At 44.2% G+C, this 25,363-nt stretch carries 24 protein-coding genes; 2 read left to right on the top strand and 22 right to left on the bottom strand.

What is annotated here, in order from left to right:
- The first annotated feature begins 65 nt into the window (after window positions 1-65).
- A complete protein-coding gene (locus IGJ25_RS02190) occupies window positions 66-773 on the top strand; it encodes a GntR family transcriptional regulator (protein ID WP_060791605.1) in 708 nt (235 codons plus the stop codon).
- A gap of 24 nt (window positions 774-797) precedes the next feature.
- On the opposite strand, the gene IGJ25_RS02185 is transcribed toward IGJ25_RS02190, so the two are convergent.
- The 21 genes from IGJ25_RS02185 to IGJ25_RS02085 form a co-directional block, all read right to left on the bottom strand.
- Entirely contained in the window at window positions 798-2,573 is a 1,776-nt protein-coding gene (locus IGJ25_RS02185; protein ID WP_010748601.1) for a glycoside hydrolase family 35 protein, read from the bottom strand.
- A 13-nt stretch (window positions 2,574-2,586) separates the two neighbouring features.
- Window positions 2,587-3,750 carry a glycoside hydrolase family 88 protein gene (locus tag IGJ25_RS02180; protein ID WP_010748600.1) on the bottom strand — a complete coding sequence of 388 codons (1,164 nt, stop codon included), beginning with the start codon at window positions 3,748-3,750 and terminating at the stop codon, window positions 2,587-2,589.
- 150 nt (window positions 3,751-3,900) lie between these two features.
- Window positions 3,901-4,728, bottom strand: coding sequence for a DUF7402 domain-containing protein (locus IGJ25_RS02175; RefSeq protein ID WP_010748599.1), 828 nt, complete (start codon window positions 4,726-4,728; stop codon window positions 3,901-3,903).
- Window positions 4,703-6,469 (bottom strand): DUF2264 domain-containing protein, encoded by a 1,767-nt coding sequence (locus tag IGJ25_RS02170; RefSeq protein ID WP_225000644.1) that lies wholly within the window; start codon window positions 6,467-6,469, stop codon window positions 4,703-4,705. The genes IGJ25_RS02175 and IGJ25_RS02170 overlap by 26 nt, the downstream gene beginning before the upstream one ends.
- 417 nt (window positions 6,470-6,886) lie before the next feature.
- Window positions 6,887-7,882, bottom strand: a complete 996-nt coding sequence (lacD, locus tag IGJ25_RS02165) for a tagatose-bisphosphate aldolase (RefSeq protein ID WP_318248576.1) — start codon at window positions 7,880-7,882, stop codon at window positions 6,887-6,889.
- Between the two features lie 180 nt (window positions 7,883-8,062).
- The gene (locus IGJ25_RS02160; protein WP_081116121.1) at window positions 8,063-9,232 is read right to left on the bottom strand and encodes an SIS domain-containing protein; all 1,170 of its coding nucleotides are present in this window, start codon (window positions 9,230-9,232) and stop codon (window positions 8,063-8,065) included.
- A gap of 178 nt (window positions 9,233-9,410) precedes the next feature.
- On the bottom strand, window positions 9,411-10,145 hold the full coding sequence (locus tag IGJ25_RS02155; protein ID WP_081116122.1) for a GntR family transcriptional regulator: 735 nt from the start codon (window positions 10,143-10,145) through the stop codon (window positions 9,411-9,413).
- Window positions 10,146-10,359: 214 nt separating this feature from the next.
- Entirely contained in the window at window positions 10,360-11,388 is a 1,029-nt protein-coding gene (locus tag IGJ25_RS02150) for a PTS system mannose/fructose/sorbose family transporter subunit IID (RefSeq protein WP_008376454.1), read from the bottom strand.
- A complete protein-coding gene (locus IGJ25_RS02145; RefSeq protein ID WP_438779084.1) occupies window positions 11,378-12,184 on the bottom strand; it encodes a PTS mannose/fructose/sorbose/N-acetylgalactosamine transporter subunit IIC in 807 nt (268 codons plus the stop codon). The genes IGJ25_RS02150 and IGJ25_RS02145 overlap by 11 nt, the downstream gene beginning before the upstream one ends.
- Before the next feature lie 26 nt (window positions 12,185-12,210).
- Window positions 12,211-12,693: a PTS N-acetylgalactosamine transporter subunit IIB gene (gene agaV / locus IGJ25_RS02140; protein WP_081116124.1), complete on the bottom strand. Its 483-nt coding sequence runs from the start codon at window positions 12,691-12,693 to the stop codon at window positions 12,211-12,213.
- Window positions 12,694-12,712: 19 nt separating this feature from the next.
- Window positions 12,713-12,988 (bottom strand): preprotein translocase subunit YajC, encoded by a 276-nt coding sequence (yajC, locus tag IGJ25_RS02135; protein ID WP_081116125.1) that lies wholly within the window; start codon window positions 12,986-12,988, stop codon window positions 12,713-12,715.
- A 2-nt stretch (window positions 12,989-12,990) separates the two neighbouring features.
- Window positions 12,991-13,422, bottom strand: coding sequence for a PTS sugar transporter subunit IIA (locus IGJ25_RS02130; RefSeq protein ID WP_081116126.1), 432 nt, complete (start codon window positions 13,420-13,422; stop codon window positions 12,991-12,993).
- A gap of 647 nt (window positions 13,423-14,069) precedes the next feature.
- A complete protein-coding gene (locus IGJ25_RS02125) occupies window positions 14,070-14,666 on the bottom strand; it encodes an alpha/beta hydrolase (RefSeq protein ID WP_010748596.1) in 597 nt (198 codons plus the stop codon).
- A gap of 13 nt (window positions 14,667-14,679) precedes the next feature.
- Complete coding sequence (locus IGJ25_RS02120; protein ID WP_008376465.1) at window positions 14,680-15,288, bottom strand: flavin reductase family protein; 609 nt, start codon at window positions 15,286-15,288, stop codon at window positions 14,680-14,682.
- Between the two features lie 17 nt (window positions 15,289-15,305).
- The gene (locus tag IGJ25_RS02115; protein WP_010748595.1) at window positions 15,306-16,199 is read right to left on the bottom strand and encodes a VOC family protein; all 894 of its coding nucleotides are present in this window, start codon (window positions 16,197-16,199) and stop codon (window positions 15,306-15,308) included.
- Window positions 16,200-16,212: 13 nt separating this feature from the next.
- Entirely contained in the window at window positions 16,213-17,175 is a 963-nt protein-coding gene (locus IGJ25_RS02110; protein WP_010748594.1) for a ring-cleaving dioxygenase, read from the bottom strand.
- A 10-nt stretch (window positions 17,176-17,185) separates the two neighbouring features.
- Entirely contained in the window at window positions 17,186-17,614 is a 429-nt protein-coding gene (locus tag IGJ25_RS02105) for a MarR family winged helix-turn-helix transcriptional regulator (protein ID WP_010748593.1), read from the bottom strand.
- 300 nt (window positions 17,615-17,914) lie between these two features.
- On the bottom strand, window positions 17,915-18,979 hold the full coding sequence (locus IGJ25_RS02100) for a bifunctional transcriptional activator/DNA repair enzyme AdaA (RefSeq protein WP_010748592.1): 1,065 nt from the start codon (window positions 18,977-18,979) through the stop codon (window positions 17,915-17,917).
- Between the two features lie 295 nt (window positions 18,980-19,274).
- A complete protein-coding gene (locus IGJ25_RS02095; RefSeq protein ID WP_010748591.1) occupies window positions 19,275-19,787 on the bottom strand; it encodes a hypothetical protein in 513 nt (170 codons plus the stop codon).
- A gap of 12 nt (window positions 19,788-19,799) precedes the next feature.
- The gene (locus tag IGJ25_RS02090; RefSeq protein ID WP_034695274.1) at window positions 19,800-20,906 is read right to left on the bottom strand and encodes a glycosyltransferase; all 1,107 of its coding nucleotides are present in this window, start codon (window positions 20,904-20,906) and stop codon (window positions 19,800-19,802) included.
- A gap of 11 nt (window positions 20,907-20,917) precedes the next feature.
- Window positions 20,918-22,405: a phytoene desaturase family protein gene (locus IGJ25_RS02085; RefSeq protein ID WP_010748589.1), complete on the bottom strand. Its 1,488-nt coding sequence runs from the start codon at window positions 22,403-22,405 to the stop codon at window positions 20,918-20,920.
- A 746-nt stretch (window positions 22,406-23,151) separates the two neighbouring features.
- Here IGJ25_RS02085 and IGJ25_RS02080 point away from each other — a divergent pair.
- The gene (locus tag IGJ25_RS02080) at window positions 23,152-23,529 is read left to right on the top strand and encodes a DUF7006 family protein (protein ID WP_010748588.1); all 378 of its coding nucleotides are present in this window, start codon (window positions 23,152-23,154) and stop codon (window positions 23,527-23,529) included.
- A 201-nt stretch (window positions 23,530-23,730) separates the two neighbouring features.
- Here IGJ25_RS02080 and IGJ25_RS02075 read toward each other — a convergent pair whose 3' ends face one another.
- Window positions 23,731-25,230, bottom strand: coding sequence for a helix-turn-helix domain-containing protein (locus IGJ25_RS02075; protein WP_231472480.1), 1,500 nt, complete (start codon window positions 25,228-25,230; stop codon window positions 23,731-23,733).
- Window positions 25,231-25,363: the final 133 nt, after the last annotated feature.

The following is a 25,363-nucleotide window of genomic DNA, read 5'->3' as shown; positions in this document are numbered from 1 at the left end:
AAGTGGCAGGAAAGGATTTAACATGTTATGCTTGATGTATTCATATGGAATGGAGGGAAACCACTGTGTTGCCAAAGTATGAGCAGATCAAGCAAGATCTTTTACAAGAAATCAAAGACCATAAATTCATTCCCGGCGATAAGTTTTATTCAGAGGCGGATATCAAGCGAATGTATTCTGTTAGTTCGATCACGGCAGTCAAAGCATTGAATGAATTGACGAGTGCTGGCTATCTGTATCGCATCCAAGGCAAAGGGACCTTTGTTTCAAAAGCAAAAGTATCTCAAAGTGTGAAGTTTTCCGACATCGAGCTGCATTCACTGGACCAAGAAAAGGTCAAGGTCCTTGCGGTGGAAGAAGGAAATGACCCCGAGATTTTGAAAGAATTAGGGTTGGCTGCCAGTGCTTCCTACTACCGAATCAAACGAGTCCGCTATTTTGGCGATGTTCCTTTCTTGGTTCACATCACTCATCTTCCGAAGAAACTGATGAAAGAACCGATCGCCAAAAACCTCAACCGATATGCCAGTGTTTATGAGCGGGTCCGAAAAGACTTTGCGATCGACCTTTTCTCATTGGCTTCTGTTGAAACCAATGAAATCGTCTTTCCTGATGATGCTGAATTGTTGAACTTATTGCAACTGAGCTTCCGAGAGCCTGCGGTTAAACAAGTCAAGCACTCCTATTTAGCAGATGGAAGTGTCGCTGAATACATCGTCAGCTACAAGCATTGGAAATATTTCAAAACAAAAATAGAAGTAGAGCCCGCGTAAATTTGGGTCTCTACTTCTATTTTTTTATTCCACGACAGGTTGATCACAGAAAACGAGTTCCTTGATCTCCACGCCATCGGTTTCAAATACCACGACTTCGTTGCTGCCTTTTTTCAAAAATTCTTTCGGACAGTATAAGGAATGCACGGGGCCACGTTGCCAATAGCGACCAAGATTGATGCCGTTGACGATAACGACGCCTTTGCCATACCCACGGCAATCGATGAACGTATCTCCTACCTCTATCAGCGTGAAGGTCGTTTGATAAAAGGAGGGGTGTGTCGGATTTTTTCCTGCTTGATAATCGATGGCTTGTAGCTGCTCTGCGGAAAGCGTCAATGGGTAATGACGATAGCCTTGGTGGAAATGAATATCTTGCATGATGCCCCCACGGATGCCTTTGGCTTGCGTAGGCCCATTCAATTTAAACCCGTAATTCACGCGCCCTAAGTTTTCCACTAAGACATCTAGCTCAATGGTTTCTTTATCTGGTGCCCCTTGGATCAACAGCTCCTCGCCTAGCGTCTCTTGGTATTGGATCGCCTGTAATTGGCCGTCGGTAAAAATATGCAACCGATCGCTAGCTTCTACCACTTTTAGTTTGTTTTCTCGATGATAGTTTTTTAACTGAACCGAATAGAGCAAATAGCCGTAGCCTGTGCTGGCAGCTTCCATTGTTAGTGGATACATGTTTTCTTGCGGTGCCATCAGCTGATCTTTGATGGCCAGTAACGAGACACTGTTTTCGATGGGAAAGGTTCCTAATGCCGCTAATTGCTTGGTCCGTGGTTTGGCTTGCCACACTTCGGGACAGGCTTCTTTTATGGCTTTTTGTACCTGATAGTATTTGTCGGTAGGTTCTCCTGCTTCTGTCAGTAAAGCATCGTAATCATAGCTGGACACTTGTGGTAGATCCAGCGCCCCCCGAGCGGAACAGCCATTGGAAAAGCCAAAGTTCGTGCCTCCATGGAACATGTAAAGATTCAAGGAACCGACTGCTAACATCTCTTTGACTTCATTGGCTAAGTCTTGACCGTCTCGCTTGATGATCGGCTCGCCCCAGCGGTTGAACCAGCCATCCCAATATTCCATGCACATGATGGGCCAATTTTTGCCATGTTTTGCCATAAACTCTTTCATCACAGCCGCATTTTCTTTGGAACGACTGCCGAAATTGCCTGTGACAAAGACGTCGTCTTCAATCAATGTCCCAGCGTCCAAGACTTCTTCCCATGCCCCATCTGAAGTAAACAAGGGTACATCGATGCCGCATTCTTCCATCAACTCCTTGGTCTGGCGCAAATACGCTTTTTCCATTCCATAAGAGCCGTACTCATTTTCCACCTGCATCATGATCACTGGTCCCCCATGGGTGATCTGCAACGGCACAAGCTTTGGCAGCAAGACCTGGAAATAGTTACGTACCTTTGCCATGAAGCGTGGGTCGGTTGAGCGCAACCGCATCGGTTCGTTTAACAGCCAAGCTGGCAGCCCGCCAAATTCCCATTCAGCACAAATGTAGACGGAAGGCCGCAAAATGACCATCAAGCCTAGCGCTTGGGCTTGCTTTACAAAAGCACAGATGTCTTTCATTCCTTCAAAGTCGTAGACTCCTTCACGAGGTTCGTGGAGATTCCAAGGAATGTAGGTCTCAACTGTGTTGGCTCCCAGTGCTTTTAGATTGTAGAGGCTATCTGTCCATTGCGCCGGTGTCATGCGGAAATAATGGATCGCTCCGCTGATCAATTTGATTGGTTTTCCATCTAACAAAAAATCTTCTTTTATCTCAAACGTTCGCATGTCGTCTTCCCCTTTACCAGTATCTTCGCCAATTAGGCAATGCCAATCGGATCAATGCTTCTAAATAGAAATAATCACCCCAAAGATTGGGTTCATCGATGCCTTTGCCTTCCGCATGAGCATACACACCATGCAGCAATAAGCCCTCATTTTCTGGCACTTGGCTCGCTGCATACTGCTCGCCTAATTGGTAAAGCATCCCTTTAGCGATTTTTTGGGCATCAGGATATGCCTCCATTTTCTCTGCTTCCAACAAGCCACAAGCCGCGATCGCTAAAGCTGAGCTGTCTTTTTCAGCAGGATGTTGGTCGTTAAAATCAAAGTCCCAATACGGCACGAGATCTGCGGGGAAATGAGCCAAAAACACCTCCACGATCTGCGGATAATTTTCTGGAAAAGGCTGGCTATGCAAGTAGCTTTCATTCAAAGGAAGCCCTAAAATCGCCCAGCTTTGCCCTCGTGCCCAAATCGATTGGTCGCTGTTTCCTTGATGCGTCGCACCGTGACTTGGCTGCCCCGTTTCAGGATCGAAATAATACGTATGAAAGGTGGTGGCGTCATTTTTGATGACAGTCTTTCGCACTGTCTGATAATGCTTACTCGCGGCCTCTGCGTAACGAGTCTCTCCCGATAATTGGGTTGCTGCAAATAAAAGCGGCAAGTTCAGTAGCGAATCAATAATCAAGCGGTATTCTTGTGGGTCGCCATAAGTGCCCCAAGCTTGAATAAATTCCCCCTTTTCTTGAAAACGTGCCAACAAAACATCTGCTGCTTGAATGACTTCTTGCTTGCAGTGTTCATCGCCAGTGATCTTGTAGCCCGCACCGGCAGATAAGCTATATAAAAATCCAATATCATGATGATCTAATACAAAATGGTCGTCTAAGCGCGTTTGAAAACTGTCGATATTCTCCATTGCTCGAGTCAAAAAGTTCTTCTCTTTGGTCCACTCATAGGCGAGCCACAACATCCCCGTCCAAAAGCCATTGGTCCAATCATCGTTGCCTTTCAGCCGATATTTGCCATTGGTGGCACAGGCTGAAGGAAACTGTGTGCCAAAGCGCTGACTATTTTTTTCGATCTGTTGGATGCACGCGGTGATTTTATCCGCTAACCACACATCGGTCACTTTTTCTCCTAACAGGATCAAGCGTTGTTTGTTCTCTTGCAGACGCATGTTTACCCTCCTCTTAACTTGTTAACATATTAACTGAAATCATTATAACGTAAACGAACAAAAAAAGCGACCTTCCTTCATTGATTCCTAAAAAAAGAGCATGACAACTGCCCACAAATGCAGACCTGTCATGCTCTTGTCCTCTTTTTTTTAACAGTTCCAACCAAATACTTCGATTTGTGTAAGAGCTGGAAATGGGGAATCATCCTCTGCTTTTTGCAGCTCTTTATAGGTTAGCTTAGTCGTTTCTTTTTTCGGAAAACGAACTTCTTGAAATGACGCCGTATTTGTAGTTTCCACCACCAGCTCTTCTCCATCAGCAAAGACCAAGGTCCCTTTGGTCCAATAGCTATCATGAGGATAATCTGCCCGTAATAGGAAGCGAACCCGATCGATCAAGACAGGACGACCAAAATCAATGGTCAATGCAGCATCGGCTTGCTGATTGATGCCCCAAGAAGCAAACGGATACGAACCGTGGGATCGGTTGCCATATTTTCCATCGATCGCATTCTTGGCAAAAAAGACGGAATCATCTCGCGTCTCCACATTCGCTGAAGCATGAGGATACGCCCCTGTCGCTGACTTTTGATCATGGGCATTGAAAGATAAATTTTGATAATTCGTGATCTCAAACGCCTGGGCTTTGCGCACCATCAGGTGATGGCGCTGCGAGGCAAAGGCCGTTTCCACCGAGGACTTTCGATGAGATTCCGTCCAAGGGATCTGATATTCCCAAGTGGATTGGGAAAGATAGATCAGTGATGGTGCTAAGGTTTCATCAAGCTGAAGGACATAATACGGATTTTCCCCCGTCACCTCAACGACGATCTTATCCCCTTCCTCATAGGGATAGTTTTTAATGGCTAATACGGCCAAATCATCACCAGAAACTTGAAACGGCGCGGGTTCTTTTTCATGGTCGATGCGACCGACGATCACCTGATCCTGCTTATTTTTTATTGCTAGCGTAATCATTTGGATCGCTCCTTTCTTTTTCTACGATACCACCGACTAAACAAATCAAACGGTGCTTCCCTGGTGGAATATGTTGTGCTAAGTATGGAAAACTAGTTCTTGGAAAAAAGACGGAGGTATTGGCTTCTGGCTGAACAATACTGGCTTGTTGATAGCCTTCGATGTTGATGATTTGAGAACAAAAGCCTCCTTCACTGACTCGACTCCAGGTCGGTCCTATTTGGGCCTGAGGCAACCGTCCAGTCAGCGGTACACTAAACCCGCCCTCACGAAGGTCCAACGAAATCGTCGTCGTCAACTCGTGCACGCGCACATGCCACTGACCAAATGGATAAATCTCAGTTTCAATCACTACCTCCTCAAAGAGCGCCCATTGGTAAAAGACGCCTTTTTCCGTCACTCGATAATCCCTGACTGCGCCCTTCGTGCGAAAATAGCTGCCATCTCGAGCAATAGCTAATGTGCTATCGAAGGCGCCTTCGGCATACGTGACGCCGGCTTTCGGCACACTGAAACCAAGTTTGCTCGAATAGACAAATTTGCTGTATTTTGCTTGAGCATGGGCTTGCTGTTCAAGCATCAAGCCTGCAGGATACCCCAACAGATGATGGCTTTTTTCATTGTGCACCAGCAACATATTGCCTTTTTCAATCCGTTTTTGCGGCTCTCTTTTGATTGGCTCAGGTTCAGCCCGCCAAAAAGGATGCGTTTCTGCGACCGCTAAAAGCAAAAAGGTCTTCAGCCCCCAATAAGGCGAGCCTGGTGCATTATACCCTTCTGCCATCACATGATTTTCATAGTGGTACCCGATGGACAAGCGACCATCGAAAGTGAAAATCTCCTGTGCCATCCAATTGCGCAAGTGCTTCGCTAGTAGTCCTCGCACCTGTCCCCATGGGATCGCTTCGACATCTGCAAAAACCAGTGCCGAGAAAAACGCCCCTTGTGCAAACCGATAAGTCAAGCTGCGGCCATAGGGCAAGGCTTCGCCGTCTTCATCAAAATAATAGACGAAGTCTTGCGCAAATAGCGTGGCTCGCTCTTTAAAACGCTGCGCCCATTCTGGATCTTCGTCTTGCATAAATGTAGCGGAAATCAAGCCGTAATAATGAAACGCAAAAGGAATGTAGTAATCTCGCTGCGTCGTTTTCCCGTCTACGTACCAACCATCGCCAACGTACATGGAATCGATCAATGCCAACTCTTGGGACAATTCTTCTTTTGCCAACGGTTCCCCACAGTGAAACAAGGCAACGCGTATCAACACTTTGAAGAATGTCCAGTTGTTCTTAGGAATCTTGCACTCAAGTGCTTGGGAAAGCCAAGCCACTAGCTTTCGCTGGTTCTTCTGCGGCAACGCTGTCCAAAAAGCATCCTTTTGCAACAATAGGGTCAATGACAATGCGGCTGTTTCCACGATGTATTGATCATAATCCGTGATCCTTCCCCAGTAAAATGCGTGTTCAGGATCTGTCCCCGCTATCACTTTTTCCACATAAGCTGCTCGTAACGGATCATCTGGGCAACCCCCCCAATAAGGCGCCAGCCCCCACAAAGGACGCACAAGCGCTTCCATCTCAGCCCGTGTTCGGTCATACACGGCCCCACTGCTACCTAGATTCAATCCTGAATAGTCATCTGCCAAGATCGCTGCTTGCAAAGGAGCGATCATGTCTTCCAATGCCCGCTGATAATCCAGACGCGTCAAAAACGGATTCTCTTTGATTGCCATTTGCTTCATACGCCATCTCCTTCTGTCAATTTACAGAACAGAATAGCAAGCCACGGCTTTTTTATCAAGCGATCTTCTACTGGCAATACTGCTGAAAAATGAGAAAAGATTTCGAGGGATTTTTGACTTAACCTGTTAACAAATCTTTTAGGATTGATTTTCTTCCCTTCTTTTTCTTTTAACTAGCAAAGTTAACTTAGTCTATATGAAAAAATTATGATAAATCATCCATAGTGCTCTGACTTTTTTTCATAATTTTTTGCTAACCCTTTTTTGTCTAGATGAGGGCAGCGTCCGTTATACTATCAACCTTTTTTCACTAGAAAAAGACACCCTAAAGCCTTAAGTCAGAAGCCTACCACTTCTTCTCAAAAGCCCTTAAGATGTCTGATTACTGGCCATTTCTCTTGTCAAACAGCGAAAAAACTATTCTTCGACCGTGACTTTGTCCCACCAAGAAGTGGCGGTCTTTTGGATCACTTCATTCAAGTCTTCGATGTGCTGTTTTCCAGTACTTGCTAGCCATTCTTTGGCTGCTTCTGTTCCTTGTTTTACAAAGGGTTCAACACCATCTTTCCACGTTGCCCGGCCGCACAAGACGCCATTGAAGGTGGAGCCAGCTTCTTTGGCAAAAACCAGCGTTTCTTGGAATAAGCTGGCCGATACCCCTGCACTGAGAAAAATAAACGGCAGATGCGTCGCGTCGCTTTGCGCTTTGAAATACGCGGCAGCTTCTTCCTTGGTATACACGGCTTCTTCCTTAGCAAAACCTGCCACATAATTCATGTTGACTGGTACTTCCACTTTTAACACATCGACTTTGTACTGCGGTTTTGAAAATTCCTTCATCAATCCGATGACTTTTTCTGGTTTGCGTTGCGCATATGCTTTTGAGTCGACTTCAGGCAGCTTAGCATCATAGGAAAGGACTTCTAAAAAGAAGGGCAGATCAGCCGCTTGGCATTCACTGCCGAGTCGTTCCACAAAGACATGTTTCAACTGATTGATCTGGGCATCTTCATCTACATCATAGTAAAGCAAAAATTTGATAGCATCTGCGCCAGCTGCTTTTAATCGCTCAACCGACCATTCCCCTAATAAATCAGGCAAACGTCCCGGCGTAGTCGCATCATAGCCGGTTTTTTCATACGCCAGCAAAAGCCCCGCCTCTGGATCACGGCTTTGCGCAGCTGCCAACCCATATTCTGGATCTAATAAAATAGAAGACGCGTAAGGGGTCAATTCTTGTGAGACTAGCGTTTTAAACTGGCTGATTTTTTCTGCGTCAGCCTCCACGCCAAGTGCTGCCATCATTTTTTTCAAGGCACCTCGTTGGTCGATTGCTAAAGCTGCGATCACTCCTTCTTTCGTTGACAGGCGATCCATCGCTGCTTTTTTGGCTTTCGTTACGGTTGCTTTCATTAAAATTCCTCCTTTTTTGTCCATGCCAAAGAATCAACCGCTTTCACTTTTTCAGCGTTGGCGAAACGGTTGTCAGCACGTATAAAAATGTCTATTGATGAAGCCGTTCGACTGATTGACCACCGCACGTATCGACTTCGTACAAGAAAAGATACGTGCGGTGGGTTTTCTCAGTCATCGTTAGTCGTTATACGGATGAATCGTCACGCCTTTGACCACCCGATTGACGGTACGTGTTGGCGAAGGGGTATCCGGTGTATTGCCGACTTTGATCGATGCCAGCAGTGCGATCGTTTGTGCAAAGACAATGTCTGCTAAGGCTAGATAACCGTCTGGCAATGATGTGTCATCTGGAAAGAAAAAGTTTGTTCCTGAAAAATTCACAGCGGTTGGCTGTCCGATAGCAGTCACTGCGGCGGCGATGCCGTCACTCTTTAATTCCTCCAACATATCAAGATCATACTTCCGCGTGTAGGACGTATCGCTGACAAAGACAAAGACGAGGGTTTGATCATCTACGAATGATTTCGGTCCATGACGGAAGCCCATCGAAGAATCGAACACGGTGGCGATTTTTCCCGCAGTCAGTTCCAATACTTTTAGCTGTGCTTCCCTGGTCAACCCCGACAACGTGCCTGAGCCCAGGTAAACGATCCGCTTAAAGGAACGGTCCGTCAGTACTTGGAGTTCTGTTTCTCTGTCGATCACTTCTTGCCCCAATCGGCTAAGGGTTTCAACATAATGCCCCTTTTCTGTCAGAGGCGTCTGGTCAAAAATCAGCAGTGCGGAAAGAGCCATGCAAGAAAAACTTCCCGTCATTGCAAAGCCAGCATCATTTGACCTCTTAGGCATCAATAACAGATAGCTCGTTTCATCAGCGGCAGCTTGTTGTGCCAAAGATCCGTCGGCTGCACAAGTGATCGCCAAATGATAGCTGTCGGCAACGAATTGATCGACGATTTTGACCGCCGCCAAACTTTCTGGTGAATTGCCGCTTCTAGCAAAAGAAACGAGCAGTGTTGGTTCATCCGCAAATAAAACTTGTTCTGGAGCAGCGACGATATCCGTCGTAGCAATACTTTCAAAAAGATAATCCGCAGTTGCGCCCGTCTTATTCAAGTAAGGAACGATCGTATCTCCAACATATTGCGACGTCCCCGCTCCCGTGAAGACCACCCGGATTCGTTTGTCCGTCTTTTGCTTGATGGTACGTAAGAAAGTCGCGATCGCCTCTTGCTTTTCTTGATAGATCGTCAAGGTTTCTTGCCACAGTTCTGGCTGTTGTTTGATTTCTCTTGTTGTAATCTCCGCACCTAATTCTGCTAATTCCTTTGTTGACAGTTGAAACATCTTTCTTCCTCCTAGCTACTGTTTTTCCAGTATGTATTCCCAGTGACGGTACGAGGAGCGTTGTCTTGGATGAATACTTAGCGATCACCCAAAGGGCAAACTTCCTCGACCTCACTGGTGTTGAATACACACCTTTTCTTTGCTCGAGTGGATCATTTCAGACTGTCTAGGAAATGCGCTACTCGTCGTTACGCAAGTGGCGGACTTTGTATCTAAATTGGTCTGCTCGAGCAACACTCAAGGTGTATTCGATCACTTCATTTTCAATATTGAACGTGCTGCGTACCAGGTTCAACACTGGCGCACCTTCGTGGATTTTTAGCAATGCCGCATCTTTTGCACTGGCAATGCTGGCAAAAAATTCTTCGTCCGCGAGGCGGATCACTTGATGAAAGTCTTCATGGAAGATGTCGTACAATGGTTTTTGCTCGATCATCTCACTCGTTAAATGCATGAAGCGTTTGACGGGCAGATAAGAACGCTCGATCATCATCGGTTGGCCATCTGCAAGACGCAATCGTTTTAACTTGTAGATCGGCTCGCCGATGGAAACTTGCAACTGAGTGGCAAAATATTTTGTCGCTTCCATTTTTTTGAATGCCAATACTCTAGTTTCTGGTTGTTTCCCTAGTGCTTTCATCTGTTCGGTAAAACTATACGAACCTGATAAATTGGTTGCCTGCTTGCGGATCTCCGAGACAAAGGTGCCTTTGCCATGTTGGCGATAAATATAGCCTAATTTTTCTAACTCCTGTAGAGCCAAGCGAACGGTGGTCCGACTTAATCCGTAGCGCTTTGACAGCTCTCTTTCTGAGGGAAGCATTGTGTCTGCTTCCATTTCATTTTCGATTTTTTCAATCAGTAAATTTAACAATTGATCGTATAATGGTTGTCGATTTTTATTGATATTCATAAGCCCCTCCAAACTGGTTACTACCACATAACGAGTGTACTATTTCCCGATAGGCGTGTCAAACAATCGTCTCCAGGGGCTCTGTTTCCTGAATTTGCGTCTCTTCACGCAGCAAAATGAACCAATTGCCAGCACGAACTAAGCTGAAAAGTCAGCTGTTGCTTGCTTAGCAAAACTCCTCCTACGTGTTGCGCCGTTTCTTCTGCTAGCTTGCTTATTGCGGCCAAATGGATGGATACAGGCCAAAGCCAGAACCGATCAAGCCGATCACTAGCAGCAAAGCGATACATTTCAACGGCGTCCAGCCGCGTTTTGATAAGAAGAAATACAGCATCAGTGTGATGGTCAATGGAATCACTTGCGGCAAGATCCCATCGAGGATTTTTTGAATATCGATCGTCACGGGCACTTCGTTGACTTTGTTAAACGTCAATTCATATTTGCCGTTAGCCAATTCGTTGACCGCCGCATTTTCTTGCAGTGTGTCGGTCAATTGTCCATTCTCATCCGTGGTATACAGCATGTCTTCGTAAGCGGCAATGGCTGCTTGATCATCCACGATCGTCGTCGCTTGTGTCACTTCATTGGTAGTACCGTTAGGGATCTGAATATCCAAAGACGTCGCCCCATACACGCAGGTCAAGGAACCGACAACAAAAATCCCTAAAATACTCGCTGCTCGGGTGAACTCTTTGGCATTTTCCGTTAAGATCCCAATCGCATCTGTCCCTAAACGATAGGACCAATGCATCAAGAAGAACCGTAAACCAAATTGGGCCGCATTGAATACCAGTAAGAAAATAAACGGTGCAGCGATGTTGCCGTTGATCGCCATATTGGCTGTGATACCAGCTGTTATCGGTACCAGAGTGAACCAGAATAACGCGTCACCGATCCCGCCTAGCGGTCCCATCGCGGCGACTCGCACTGCCCGAATCATGGGAATATCGGCTTTGTTTTGTTCCATCGATAAAATGATCCCCATCACAAAGTTCACCAAAAATGGATGGGTATTGAAAAACTCTAAGTTATGGCTCATTGAAGCAGCCAAGTCCTTTTCATTTTTATGGATCTTTTTCAATCCCGGTAAAATACTGAATAACCAGCCTCCTGCCTGCATTCGCTCATAGTTGAAAGAGGCTTGTAGAAATAAGGAACGCCAGACCATATTGTTCAAGGTCTTTTTATCCAGTTGTTCTGCGGGCGCTTGTTCGCTATAAGAATCGGGAATATTATATGCCATCTTCATCGCCTCCGAAATCATAGGTATTGGCTGCTGCTACTTTAAACTTGGACTGGATTTGATAATCCCAAAAGGCTAATGCAAAACCGATAAAGGCTAGAATGATCAAGGCTGGTCCTTGCAAGGAAGGTGCCGCCATTACGATCGTGGCTAAACCAAACCCCATAAAGAAGAAGCCCCACATTTCTTTGGAAACCATCACTTTTAGTAAAATCGCAAAACCGACATACCGCATCATGCCCCCAGCTGCGCCGAGCCCACCCATCAACCATTGAGGGATCGCTGCGACCGCCTGATTCCCGAAGGCAGCACCGCCGATAAAGAATAAGACCACGATCAAGCCGAAGATCGTTCCAAGACCCGCCATCGCTAAATAATTGATTCGATCAATACCCTTCGTATTGGCATCATGGGCGTAGCTGTCAGCTTTTGACATCACTGGCGACATTAGTGAGAAGATAGTCGTCACCCCATATTGCCCCAGCAAAGAAAACGGAATCGCCGTAGCAACCGCTACTGTTGGTTCTAGTTGCAGCGTGATTGCTAAGATTGCTGCCATAATTCTGCCAATCACCGCATTTGGCGGTTGCGCGCCGCCCACCGGCATATTGCCGATCGTCATTAACTGATACGTTCCGCCAACGATCAAGCCGGTTTGAAGATCTCCAAGAATAAGTCCGATAACCATCCCAGTAACAATGGGTTGGTACAATGATTCTAAAAAACTAAATTGATCGATCGCGGCAATGAATGTGACTATGAAGACTAAAATGATTTGAAAAATCGTGTAATCCATTTTCTTTCTCCTTCCTTACCTCTGCATTACTGAAACAATTTCTTTTCATCTTCAACAGGTGTCGTTGGAACCCGCTGAATCACTAATTGCACCCCCATTTCCTTCAGTTTTTTAAAGGCATCGACATCTGCTTCATCGACGGCAACTGTCGTAGCAACCTGTCTTTTCCCTTCTGACATATGCATATTCCCAATGTTGAGTTTCTTGATTGGCACCCCACCTTCAGCTAATTTAAACGCATCTTGAGGATTTTCAACCACCATGAAAATCTTTTGTTTTGGCGATGCTTTATGAATGATCTCGATGGTTTTTTGAATCGAGAAATACCTCGTTTGGACGCCAGCTGGCGCCGCCATATCCATCAACCCTTGTCTGACTTTGTCTTTGGCGACCTTATCATTTGCCACTAAAATTAGATTTGCCCCCAACGTACCGTTCCATTGGGTGGCAACTTGCCCATGAATCAACCGATTGTCGATTCGCGTCAACAAAATATTTGGTTCTCCCATAAATATGTCCTCCTTCTATTTACTGCATGATTTCTGTAACCGCACTACGTTCTACTTCAATCACCGTTCCCGATTTCACCCTTAGATCGACTGTCTCTTTCCCAAGTGCTTGAATCTCCCCAATAATGCCGCCGTATAATTTGATTTTCTGCCCCTTTTTCAAGGACTGCTGCAATTCAGCGAAATAGCCTTTTTGCTTTTTCAGATGTTTCCCATTCAAGAAAGACGAGACCGCCAAAAAGAGAAAGAGAAAAACAAGCACCACGATTGAGGCTGCTAAGATCATTTCCCACATCGTTAAATCCCTTCTTCCTCATTGATTTCCTCATGGCCTTTGATCTTTCCGTGAAAAATACCGCTCTTGCCAATCTCTGCCAGTTCTTGGCAAAAACCCTCTGGATCAGTTGCCGTATATCTAGTCAACGAACCTTCCACTAGCATCAGTAGATTGCTGCCGCCGATGACCTCGACTTGCGGGTCCTCATTGGCAGCGGTCATCGCAACATTAAAAGGGGTTCCGCCCACAAGGTCTGCACAAATCACGACCCCATCACAGGTTTCCTTTAATTGATCGATAGCTCCTTGCAACTCTTTTTCAAAGCCAACTAACGGATTTTCCTCTAAAAACGGCACTGCTAGAAACTGTTCTTGCGGCCCTGCAATCATCGCAAGCGCATTTTCCATCCCTTGCGCAAATCCTCCATGACCTGTTAAAACCAAACCAAGCATCTTATGTCCTCCCTTTACTCTCAACTGGTAGTAACCACATATCCAATATAAACGCTTTCATTTTGTCTGTCAACAAAATTTTTGTTTTTATATAAAAATGTCTTTGTTATCTTTAAATACGCAAAATGGCGCCAAAACACTGATTATCAAACAAAAAACTAACTGAAAAAAGTATTGAAATCCATCAACAGAATGTTCATAACGTTATTTTAAACAAATAAACAAATTCGTTTTCGATTTCTGGTATCTAAAGAACCACAAGTCACTCACCATTCATCGATACAACAATCAACGTTGTTAAATAAAGGAACTATCAGAAAATTTTCTGTCTTAATAAAAAAACCAGTTAGGTATAATCCCTAACTGGTTTTGATCATCGCCAAACTCATTTTCCATTATGCGTTTTATTAAATTTTATTGCCATTTTTTTTAAGAATAATTCATGTTATTAACTTAAACAGGTTAGAGATAACATGCTGCCTTATAATCCTGAAACTTTAAGAATATAAAAACCACCCATACTAACAGATCTCATGTAAAGCGTATCTTGGTGGAGCCGATTTACTCTAGATACACTGTTTTCACGTGAAACAAAAAAACCTAACCAACCAGCAGGATCGCTGTTTGATTAGGAAAGAGGCACTGCTTTATTGTTCGGTCAACCACGTGCGCGAGTGTTCGACTTCTTCATACGTTAACTGATGACTTGGGGTCCAAACGGTTGAAAGGGCTGCGCCCCGGGAGGTGAAGATCTCTTGGACGTAAGCACTGTCAGCTAGGGAAACGATCGGGTCGTTTCTGCCAAAACTCAGAAACACATGAGTGTCAGGCAAGGAATTCGTTGGTAAATTCTCGACTGGATACATGGCGTGGTAGAGGATCGCTTTTTTGAAGTGGTCACTATCATTTAGTAATAAGCGAATGGCAATGTTGGCGCCATTGGAATAACCCACCAGTACCACTTGGGCTAATGAAAAGTTGTATTCTTTGGCGGCTTGCCGAATGAAATCGGCTAATTCGTCGCCGCGAAGTGCTAAGTCGGTTTCATCATACACCCCTTCAGCTAGACGTTTGAAGTAACGAGGCATGCCGTTTTCTAAAACGTTCCCGCGAATACCTAATAGTGATGCTTGGGGATCAAGGGCTTTGCCTACTTCCAGCAACGACTGTTCGTCGCCACCGGTGCCGTGGAGCAGCACCAAAACTGGTGCGTCAGCTGCTCCTTGTTGATAGATTGCTTTCATCGAAGTTCCTCCTTTAACTTGGTCGTTTGATATCGAAAATCTCCCCAATCGTTGCGTAAGAATTTCCCGCTAGCCGGCTGACTGCTTGTAAGGCACGGGGATCGATCTTGCCATCTTGATAGACATCCTCTGCAATCTGGTAGCCGACGACTTCCAACAATAAGAGATCGGCAGTGGTCTGCTGGTCTTTTTTGATGGGTACGTGCTGATGCAGAATCGTTTCTAGGCGTACACTGGCTTCGTTCAAGCCAGGAACGGCAATCGTTTTCGATGTCGTTGTGGTAAACCCAGAAACCGTCAACTCGCTTTGGTCTGCGGGCAATAATGCCGCGGTTTTATTGGCCTCTTGGACATTTGTTTGATCCAAAATATGCACGACGGCTTCTTTCGTCGCCAACAGATTGCGGGCGGTGTCTTTCAGTTCCCCCTCTTTGCGCTGGATAGCCAACGAGAGGATCACGGGTTCTGAGCTGACGATGTTAAAAAAACTGAATGGGGCGATGTTGACGATACCATCGGCTGATTGCGTACTGACCACTGCCACTGGCCGTGGAATGATGGAGCCAATCAGTAGCTTATAATTTTCTCGTTGGGTCAAATCCTTGGGATCTAAATAGTGCATACAGCGTCTCCTTTTTTCTAAACCGATAAGTCTGGCAAGCGATCCTCGATCTCTACACGGCGGCTTTCAAATTGGGCTGGCAGCATCAACTGCTGTCCTAACGTTTCTAATGGTTCATCAACTAAAAAGCCTGGGGTTTCTGTTGCGATCTCAAAGACGATGTTGCCCCGCTCTTGGAAATAGACGGCTTTGAAATAATTGCGGTCTTTGATTTCAGTGACTCCGTATCTTTGATCGTACAAGTACTCTTGCCACTCTTTTTGCACTGCTTCCGTTGGCACAGACCACGCGATGTGATGGACGGTGCCGACACCCCAGCGCCCTGCTGGCAGTGCTTCATGGGGCACGACGATCTCATGAGCGAGGGTGCCTGCGGTATGAAGATGGGTGCTTTTCTCTGTTTTGTTAAAAATGTTCAGTCCTAGATCATCTGCCAGCGTTTGAATGGTCGCTTCTGGTTGTGCCGAAAGCAAGACGGCCCCATGAAAGCCTACAATCGCTGGTGTTTCCGCCGATTCTTCGGCTTCGACTAGCGCCAAAGACAGGTCATGCTGATCATGAAGTTCTAAAGTTGGTCGATCAAACAATGTACTTTCTTGAACAGTTACTTGATGTTTCGCCAAATGTTCTTGCCAATAGGCACTGCTGCCTTTAGGAATACGAAAGGCGATCGTGCCGACTTGTCCGCTTCCTACTCGTCCAGGATGGGCATTTGCCCAAGGGAAGAAAGTGATGATGGTCCCATTTTCTAACGCTTGATTGCTGTAATAAAGATGATACGTGTAGGGATCATCAAAATTGACGGTTTGTTTGACGAGGCGCAACCCCAACACGTCACGGTAAAAGGCAACGTTCGTTTGAGGATCGCCTACGATGGCTGAAATATGGTGGATCTGTTGAATGGGTTGCATACTATGTGCCTCCTTAGGCGCGTTTTGTATTGAAGGGTTTGATGACTCCTTCGATGTATTCACGGCGATTTTCTAAAAATGGTGCCAATGATAAGGATTCACCCAATGTTTCATATGGCTCATCCCCCATAAACCCAGGTTCATCTGTCGCTAGTTCAAAAAGAATATGGCCGATGCGCACATACAACGATTCAAAATAGTAACGATCGACATAGCCAGAGTTGGCCAATCCCAAGTTATCAAAGACTTCTTGCCAGACTGCTAACGAATCGTGATGGGCTAAGCGAAAAGCCACATGATGCACTTCGCCGTCCCCTTGTTGTGCTTGTGGGCTCGTGGTGTCTTCCACTAAAACGATTTGGGCGCCATTGCCGCCTTCACCGACTTCTAGCAAATAGCGATTGTCTACTTGATCAATGGTTTTGAAATCAAAAACGGATTCCAGCAGCCCTTTGAAATCTGCCAAGTAAGATACAGACATTTCGACAGGACCTAAGCCATAAATCGCAAACTCAGTAGGAACGGGTCCTTTTTTCCAAGGGATACCAGCTTTCACGCCAGTATTGTGTTCATCAGAGATCAGTTGATAGGCTTGCGTATCAAAATCCCAAAAGTGCAACACTTTTTTCCCAAATTCGGTGGTGATTGCCTCGTGTTTTACCTCAAATTCATCAAAGCGTGCGGCATAATAATCAAGGGCTGCATCACTGGGTACTCGAAAACTGGTGCGGGTGATCGAATTGGTTCCTTTGCTACCACGAGCGGTATTGGGAAAATCAAAGAACGTCATGGTTGTTCCCGGTGTCCCTAAATCATCCGCAAAGTAAGTATGGTACGTATAGATGTCATCTTGATTGACTGTTTTTTTCACTAAACGCATCCCTAACACATCTGTAAAGAAATGGTAATTCCGTTCCACATCACTTGTCATAGCCGTCACATGGTGTACCCCTAATAATTGGTCTTGTTTTCTCATTTTCTTTTCCTCATTTCTGATCGTAAGTTATTTTTCGTAAAATTGTTTTTAATTGTTGCAATTCTTCACTGCTAAGTTCGGAAAAACTCGCCGCAATCTTTTGTGCATGACTGGGAAAAATTTTCTCCATCAACGCCCTGCCTGCTTCCGTAATACTGACGTATGTTACCCGTTGATCTTCTTGGCTAGGTTCCCGTTGCACGCAGCCTTTTTTGACTAATTGATCGACCACGTAGGTTGTGGAGCTGCTGGCGATCAAGATTTTTTCCTTGATGGCTTGCGTCGTATGGGTGCCTTTATGGTAAAGCAATTCCAGTACGGAAAACTCTGTAATATTTAAGCCATAACAACGAACATCTTTTTTTGCCACTTGTTCCAAACGACTCGCCGTACGCAGCAAACCGATGTACGCTTTGAGCGCTTCTTCTTGATGCGCCATTTTCCTCACCTCTTTATTTCGAATTCGAGATAATCATAACTTACTTTTTGTAAGTTGTAAAAAGATATGCTTTGGTTGTTTAAGAAAATCATTCAATGCTTATTTTTGTAGAGATAAAGAACGCTTAGACACTAACGACGGTCCTCGCCTTTTCTCTATGAACCCGCCAAATCTAAGAAAAAAAGCGGAACTTATGAAAGGTTCCATAAGTTCCGCTAAATATATATTTCAATGAAAAGGATTCGATCCATTCCATGTACCGATCAATGAAGCGCTGATTCCGACGCATACTTGTCTTTTTTAGATCATTGTGGTCGGCTGCACCTGTTTTTCCAAAGCCAGCAGCCACTTTTTGCGTTCGACACCGCCGCCATAGCCGCCGATGCTGCCATCGCTATTGATGACGCGGTGGCATGGAACGATCAACGCCAATTGGTTTTTTCCGTTGGCATTGGCAACAGCTCGGGTAGCTTTTTCATTGCCGATTCGCTGTGCCAATTGTTTGTAGGAGTATGTTTCTCCGATCTTCATCGCCAACAGCTGCTGCCAGACGGCTTTCTGAAAATCGGAGCCGATCAATGCAATTGGAATCGTGAAAACAGTTCGATTTCCTGCAAAATATTCCGTCAGTTCTTGCTTGAGTTGCTGAATGATTGCTGTTTGCTGCGGAATGATCACTGCATTCAAGCGGCTTCTCAAAACAGCAATCTCCGTTTCTAGCCCTCTGCGATCCACGAATTCTAACAAGTAAAGCTGCTGCTGGTCGCTGATCGCCAACATCGATCCCAGCTTGGTCTCAAGCCAAGCAGAAGAAAGAATCGTTTTTTCGCGGCTGTTGGAAGGCAACTCCCCCATAATCCGAGAAAACGCATCTCGAAAGCCGTTGCCAGAATCGAAACCGGCTTCTAATTGCGCTTGGATCAGCGGTTCTCCTTCACGAATCTGCTTAAACGCTAATCCTAAGCGGCGTGCACGGGAGTATTCGATAAAGGTCATGCCAAAATATTTTTTGAATTGTCGGCGTGCGGTATTGGGATGGATCGCTAGTGCTTCAAAATCTTTGTCGGTCCACTTTTTCTCTGGGTTACTCTCCACGGCTTCCACCAGGCTTTTCACGTCAGGGGATAAGTGGCTAGGCGAGCTGAGCGGGCGACATCGTTTGCAGGGACGATACGCCGCCAGCAGCGCTTCTTGTGCCGTCTGAAAAAACTCGCAATTTTTTTTGAGCGGTTTTTTCGCTGGGCAGGTGGGACGGCAAAAGACGCCGGTGGTTTTTACCCCAACGTAAAAAATCCCTTCATATTGGGAATTTTTTTCAATCAACATGTCGTAATAGTGGTCCCGTTGTCGGCTATCTTCAATCATCTTGCGCATCCCTCCCTCTTTTCTACACTTACAAAAATACTTCGTGCCTGTCCAAACACACGATCAACCAATGTAGCAGTCTGCAATGGCAGTTCGAAAATTTGCCCACATCCTTCTGATGACATACGATCACCCTTTCCTCTGAATGACCTTAGTGTACAAAAAACGGTCTTGGCACATCCCATAAAAATTAACACCAATTTTTTAAAAAAGATCGAAGGCAGTTGCCCTCCGATCCTTTTGATTTCCAGTTTGCCTATTTTTCAGCGAATCTTAAAGCGGCACCTACAGGAACCTAGACCGGCGCCTTCTGCTTGACTTGCAGGGCACTTTTTTTCCGCAAGACTCGCTCTAAACGGGGGCGATTGTAGCGTTGGATCATGATAAATGGGCAGTTAGCCAATAACGCATAGACGATCATCACCCAGCCCGCCCACGCAGGATTCCAGAGGAAAAAGAACGGTGCTGGAACCATCAGCAGCCAATGGGTCAGCTCTGCTCGGCGTGTCTCGATGACGAATTTTTCCAGATAGTCCTTTTGCTGTTGAGCCAAGCGGGATTTGTCAAAGCCTTTTTTGGCAATCACAGTGCCGTCGGGCAATTTGTCTTTCCACTGACGAATACGAAACACGTCCGCCCAGATCCTACCGCCTTTTTCAAAGGCAAAAGAACGGAACCAGTTGGCATGACGTTCAAAAAAGGCATCACTGACTTTGCGCAAGCCAAAGGAGATGCCTAGATGAAACAGCAGCCAAGCCAAGCTGTCTGTAATGAGCAAGAGCAGTGGGGATAAGATGATCAGCGGCATGTGCATCGCCTCCTATAAATTGATTTTGCGTCCTTTCCAGGTCACGGATTTCAACAAATGGGTTTGGATCCACGACCAACCAAATAAGCCTAGGAAAAAAAGAAAGTAACATGGGAAAAAAAGCAGCAGGATTCGGTTGAAGTTGCCGACACGGCGGGCAAAGCACAGAGTTTGTCCAAAATAAGCAGCATAAAAAAGCAGTCCTAGCCAAAGCGGTTCCATCAGAAATGGTGCCGCCAGTACCCCAATGCCGCCGCTGATCCACAAGATGACGCCCGCCATAATCAAAGGGTGAGTGGATTGCGAAGCAGTGGCAAAGTCCTTCGTCCAGCCTTGAACAAGTTGACGAACACCAGCTGGATACATCCGAAAGGCCACCAAGTCTTTTCCACCATACAAGGCGATCGGCAAGCGTTTTTTCTTAAAGCGTCTCGCTAATGCTAGATCATCTAAGATTCCTTGTGGCATGTCCTGATGTCCATTGGCTTGAAGGTACGCAGTTTTGCTGCACAAAATACACGGACCAAAGGCGCCGCCAGCTGAGAGTTTTTCGCCTACGATAGAAAAGCGGTTCAACCCGACAGGTAAGACGACATTAAAGACGGCAGACAGTTGTTCATACAGGCGCTTCGTTTGATGATAGGGCTGCACCGAGAGCAGTCCTTGTCCCGATCGCTCCTCATACGCAGCGAAAAGACGCTCTAAGCCATCTTCTGCTAGAAAGAAGGTATCGGCATCCAAAAATAATAGATACTTGCCCACCGCTTGTGAGGCGCCTAACCAACAAGCCGCCGCTTTCCCAGCAGAATCAGCAGTGGTTTGCAAGACCGTCGCACCGAAGCCCTTAGCACAGGCGATCGTCTCGTCTTCCGATCCGTCATCAACCACCAAAATCTCCACAGGATGAAGGGTTTGCTGCTGCAAGGACGCCAACAATTGCGGCAAATTTTCTGCTTCATTGCGGGCGGGGATGATGATCGACAGTTCTCCCCTCTCCGTCAAGTCTTTGGATGCGGCTGTCTCCTTGCGGGTGGGTATCGTCGGCAGGCGGAAAAAAATCAGCCAGCCTGCTAGCCAAGCAGCGCAAATACCAGCGAGCAGCAGGTACACAGTCATCATCCTTTCTTGTCTTAGTGTTCTCTTTTGGTGATCATCTCACTGACTTGCTGGCCACTGAGGGTCACCATCGGCATGCCGGCACCTGGATTGACCGTACCGCCAACGAAGTATAGATTGTCGTAGCGTTCGCTGTGTTTCGGGTGTTTAAAGCCATGATTTTTCTTGCGGTTAGAGACCGTGCCGTAGATGGCGCCACGATGTGACAAATAATTCTTTTGGATGTCTTCGGGTGTCCAGCGGTCTTCATACACGATGTGCTTACGTAGATCTGTTAAACCCATGTTTTCCAGCTTGATCAAGATCCGTTCACGAAAGGCATCGTATTCCGCTTCCGTAAAGGGTTTATCCTGCAAATAAGGGATATGAGGCAAGATTTTGATGTTCTCATGCCCTGCCACTGTTTGCGAAGGATCGGTTTTGTTGGCATTGACCAAATAGATCGTTGGGTCTTCTGGCAGCTGATGCTGATGGAAATTTTGATCAAAGTTTTCTTTTGAGGCATTTGAAAAGAAAAAGTTGTGATGGGCCAATTGCGGATAGGAGGTTTTGACCCCTAAGTGCAAGACAAAACCAGAACTTGCTGGTTCAAATTTTTCTTCCAGTTTTTGAGTAAAGGTCGGCGCTTCTTCTAACAGCTCTTCATAGGCCGGGATCACTTCCATGTTGGAAACAAAATAGTCGGCTTCGATCAACGTGCCATCATCCAAACGAGCGGCACGGATCTGTTCCTGTTCAACGATCAATTTTTCCACTTTGTGTCCCGTGTGGAAGGTCACACCGATCTCTTTTGCTAAGCGAACGATGCCTTCGGCTAAACGATGCATCCCGCCTGGCACGTACCAGACACCTTGGGCATGCTGCATATAGATCATCATGTTCAAGACGGCTGGGGCGTCATAAGGAGATGAGCCGACATACTTGATAAAATAGCTCAGCATGTCTTGCAGCTGCGGATTGCTGACACGTTTTTGAATAGCATCATGCATCGAAGAGAAATAATCAAAGCCTTTCAGCGCTTTGATCACGCCATGATACTTCAAGATTTCTTTCGTGGTATCTAAGCCTTTCTCAAAATAGCCTTTTTCTGTGATTGCATAAATCTTTTGCGCATAGTCCAAAAAGTCTTGGTACTCGGCCATGTCTTTTTCCGACAAGTGCGGGTTTTCCTTTGCCATACGTGCAAGATCGCCATAGAGATCGATCTTGGTTCCATCAGGAAAAAAGGAGCGCCATTCCAATGGCAATCGGCGAATCGCAACATAATCTGCCATATTGCGATTGCTGCCAGTAAATAATTTTTCGAAAATCTGCGGCATCGTCAAAATCGAAGGACCTAAGTCAAAGCCGAAACCGTTTGTTTCCAGTCGGTTCAACTTGCCGCCTAAGTGTTGATTTTTTTCATATAATGATACATCAAAGCCATTTTGGGCTAATGAGACCGCCGCTGATAGACCACCAAGTCCGCCGCCGATCACTACAACTGTTTTTTTCTCTTTCATTGAATTGCTCCTCGTTTGCTTTAATGAACGTCCCTATTTAGCCAAACCTTCTCGTCAAAACAGACGGTTGCTTCTCACTGCAACTGCGTTTCTTGGCACTGTTTTGGCATTGGCAACTTGAATCAAAGGATCGTTTTTCTAGATAATTCTATAGTATCACACCTTTGAAAAAATGACGGGGATGAGCCTACCGGTCATGGGATGACAGGAAAGTCTCCCTTACATGTATCCCGACATACTGGAGGCTGACAGTGATGTACTGAATGAAGATCTGATTGCGAAAAGAGAAAAATCCAACTATATCAATGATTTTTTTCCAGCATTTCGAATCAGTTATTCGCCTAATATGTCGATCGTACCCCTAAACATACAAGCAAGGTGCCAAGCAGTTGTATCGAGTCCTCCAGTGAGATTAGAATCAATGATATTAGTGGTTATGATTTATAAGGTATAGAAAAAAATAATTTTGCTGAGCAACAAAAACTATTTATTTTAGCTGAACTAGAAAAAGCAGTATTATTCTTTTTTTATATTTATATATAAAAAAGTTCTTCTTATGGATACGAAAAAAAAAATTTGAGACAGTTGATTGAATCATGTAAATTGGAGATACAAACAAATGATGATCTCCGATTACTATTTGACAGGAGGCAAACCATTCTAATTTTACAATTCAACGGTCAATCATTTATATATATTGATCGAAAATTTCCAAAAAAGTTTACATATCACTAAGGAGAATCCATATGAAATTAAAAACAATCCGATCAGCTGAACAATACTTGAATTTCTTTGATGATGAATTTATTCATTCATTTTGTTCTTATGAATATCCTAAGATTCATGAATTTTATCTATCTTTACGAGAAAGATTCTTAGATATATATGAACAATCTGATGACAATTTTTTTGAAAAAATGTCATCATTACTAGATATTGATGCGCAATTACAAATTTTAAGAGAACTTTATGTTTTAAAAAACTCTTCTTTAAATGAATACACGGAAGAAGAGATTATCAAATTGACAATAAATGATAAAAAATGTTTTTATCGAGAGTTAACTGGTCTGAATCTAAGTCAAAAAGCTCCTTGGAGTCTAATCTATTTAAGTGAGCTACAATGACAACGACCTGCTCTCATTTCGAAATGATTGCTCTCTCCCAAAGGCTACTATCCATCTATAACTTCCCTACTTCCCCTATCCCCAAAGCAATGATGGATAAAATTATGCCTTGAAAAAAATAGAACATACCTTCTAGTACAAAAATCGTAAGCTAGGAGATATGTTCTATTTTATTTATCCAAAAATTTTTATCAACTAAATCTATAAAAGATCCTTTAAAGCAAATTGTCTAGTTACATTTGGATTAATTCGATCTATCAAGCGATTCCAATCAGCCGAAGTTGGAATCGTCTTGAAAAAAATACATTCTACGATATCACGAAAATCTGCCGCATGTTCAGCGTAATTTGTCACGAGCAAATCAATATTTTTTTGCATTATGTACTCTGCATTTACTTCGCCAGAATCTGGATAATACAGCTGATGTGCATGCCCAAAATACCTCTTAGACCATCCTTCAATATACTGGACAATATTATTATTTCCTTCAAAAATAAAAGCAATATTTTTTTTGGGAAACCAATAACGTTCACGCACAGCTTCAATATAGATGACTAGGTTTGCACAAAAATCCACTAAATATTCTTCCGAAAACATCAATTGATAAAATTTATTGTTTTCTAAAAAGCATTTATAGGTATAAAATTCCTTCGAAAACGTATCTTGAATAAATTCATTAACGTCATTTATATTTCTGTTAGCAGATGTCGAAAGACACTCTTTGAGTTTAGCCATCGTAAAAAAAGATTCTATTAAAATCAAATCATTTTTTTTTCTTTTTCCAGTAGATTTCATTTCCAGCAATTGATAAAAACTATTTGTCAATTCACCTATCTCCGGCCAATGATTATAGGAAAGACAAAATTTTTGTTCAACGATCACTTCTTGTAATTTCCTTTTTGTGATGATACTAACAAATAAAAATATAATTTCATCACTCGTAAAATAAAAGTGAAAATATCTACGTATAACTTCATTGATTCTTTGATAATGCATAAGTTGGATACTGTGTCTTAACGCATGGTGTAGTTCATCTTTAATTAAAACCGTCTCACCTCGTAGAAATCGCTCGATAGAGATATAAAGTATATAAGAATATTGCGAAAAAGAAGCGGTGTGGTAGCTGCTTTTATCAAATAGGCCACTAATCTCCTTCACCGCTTGTTGCACAGCAATAGAAGGAAAAACAGTATGAGGAGTGATGTCTGTTTCATAAAAAAACGTACAAAAAAAATTACGTATATCCGCTTCGTTTCCAATAATATTCACTGGATCATTAGCGAGTTCTAAATCAAAATGAATAAGTTGTTTGCGGACACGCTGTAAATATTTTAAAAGCGTTGCTTTAGATAAATAAAAGTGATCAGCCCACTCGTCAATGGACTTTAATTCTCCTATAAAAATATTCTCCAACAGAATAAATAAAGGTTCGTTTGCTAAAAATGAGGCTTTTTGTTGCTCGTAACATGCATAGTCAAATAATTCAAAACAGTATCCTAGATTTGTTGAAGATATACGAACTAACTCTCCAAAATATTCATTTAGATAGCCAATATCTTTTCCAATAGTTCTAGTCGTACTATTTGTTAGTTCAGAAAGATGACTTGCACTACAAATTTCATTTTTTTCAAATTCATTTAGAATCTGTAACCATCTTGCTACTGATTTATTTGTCACAAAACTTAATTGGAAATTTTTCAAATAAAAGCTCCTTGCTTGAAAAAAGTTAATTTTGGACGAGTGATTATATGAAATACCCAAATGATGTAATTATATAGATTTAGACAGAAAGAAGAAAATTGACATTTTCATAAAGTGGTGAAATAAGGATTTT

The sequence above is a fragment of the Enterococcus sp. DIV0240d genome, from assembly GCF_051711245.1.
Classification (GTDB): domain Bacteria; phylum Bacillota; class Bacilli; order Lactobacillales; family Enterococcaceae; genus Enterococcus_D; species Enterococcus_D casseliflavus.
Note: the sequence above shows the minus strand (reverse complement) of the source record. Positions and strands in the feature narration are given on the sequence as shown.

Bases quoted from the DNA above. Each gene is read 5' to 3' on its own strand.
- IGJ25_RS02125 (WP_010748596.1), bottom strand. From the start codon at position 14,666: ATGAAAGCAATCTATCAACAAGGAGCAGCTGACGCACCAGTTTTGGTG.
- IGJ25_RS02085 (WP_010748589.1), bottom strand. From the start codon at position 22,405: ATGAAAGAGAAAAAAACAGTTGTAGTGATCGGCGGCGGACTTGGTGGT.
- IGJ25_RS02090 (WP_034695274.1), bottom strand. From the start codon at position 20,906: ATGATGACTGTGTACCTGCTGCTCGCTGGTATTTGCGCTGCTTGGCTA.
- IGJ25_RS02105 (WP_010748593.1), bottom strand. From the start codon at position 17,614: ATGGCGCATCAAGAAGAAGCGCTCAAAGCGTACATCGGTTTGCTGCGT.
- IGJ25_RS02100 (WP_010748592.1), bottom strand. From the start codon at position 18,979: ATGATTGAAGATAGCCGACAACGGGACCACTATTACGACATGTTGATT.
- IGJ25_RS02180 (WP_010748600.1), bottom strand. From the start codon at position 3,750: ATGCGTCTGCAAGAGAACAAACAACGCTTGATCCTGTTAGGAGAAAAA.
- IGJ25_RS02130 (WP_081116126.1), bottom strand. From the start codon at position 13,422: ATGCTTGGTTTGGTTTTAACAGGTCATGGAGGATTTGCGCAAGGGATG.
- IGJ25_RS02170 (WP_225000644.1), bottom strand. From the start codon at position 6,469: ATGAAGCAAATGGCAATCAAAGAGAATCCGTTTTTGACGCGTCTGGAT.
- IGJ25_RS02155 (WP_081116122.1), bottom strand. From the start codon at position 10,145: ATGAATATCAATAAAAATCGACAACCATTATACGATCAATTGTTAAAT.
- IGJ25_RS02185 (WP_010748601.1), bottom strand. From the start codon at position 2,573: ATGCGAACGTTTGAGATAAAAGAAGATTTTTTGTTAGATGGAAAACCA.
- IGJ25_RS02095 (WP_010748591.1), bottom strand. From the start codon at position 19,787: ATGCCGCTGATCATCTTATCCCCACTGCTCTTGCTCATTACAGACAGC.
- IGJ25_RS02145 (WP_438779084.1), bottom strand. From the start codon at position 12,184: ATGGATTACACGATTTTTCAAATCATTTTAGTCTTCATAGTCACATTC.
- IGJ25_RS02115 (WP_010748595.1), bottom strand. From the start codon at position 16,199: ATGCAACCCATTCAACAGATCCACCATATTTCAGCCATCGTAGGCGAT.
- agaV (WP_081116124.1), bottom strand. From the start codon at position 12,693: ATGGGAGAACCAAATATTTTGTTGACGCGAATCGACAATCGGTTGATT.
- IGJ25_RS02080 (WP_010748588.1), top strand. From the start codon at position 23,152: ATGAAATTAAAAACAATCCGATCAGCTGAACAATACTTGAATTTCTTT.
- IGJ25_RS02160 (WP_081116121.1), bottom strand. From the start codon at position 9,232: ATGTTTCAACTGTCAACAAAGGAATTAGCAGAATTAGGTGCGGAGATT.
- IGJ25_RS02175 (WP_010748599.1), bottom strand. From the start codon at position 4,728: ATGATTACGCTAGCAATAAAAAATAAGCAGGATCAGGTGATCGTCGGT.
- yajC (WP_081116125.1), bottom strand. From the start codon at position 12,988: ATGTGGGAAATGATCTTAGCAGCCTCAATCGTGGTGCTTGTTTTTCTC.
- IGJ25_RS02120 (WP_008376465.1), bottom strand. From the start codon at position 15,288: ATGCACTATTTAGATCCCAAGGATTTGACCCAACGAGAAAATTATAAG.
- lacD (WP_318248576.1), bottom strand. From the start codon at position 7,882: ATGAAAGCAACCGTAACGAAAGCCAAAAAAGCAGCGATGGATCGCCTG.
- IGJ25_RS02150 (WP_008376454.1), bottom strand. From the start codon at position 11,388: ATGGCATATAATATTCCCGATTCTTATAGCGAACAAGCGCCCGCAGAA.
- IGJ25_RS02110 (WP_010748594.1), bottom strand. From the start codon at position 17,175: ATGAGAAAACAAGACCAATTATTAGGGGTACACCATGTGACGGCTATG.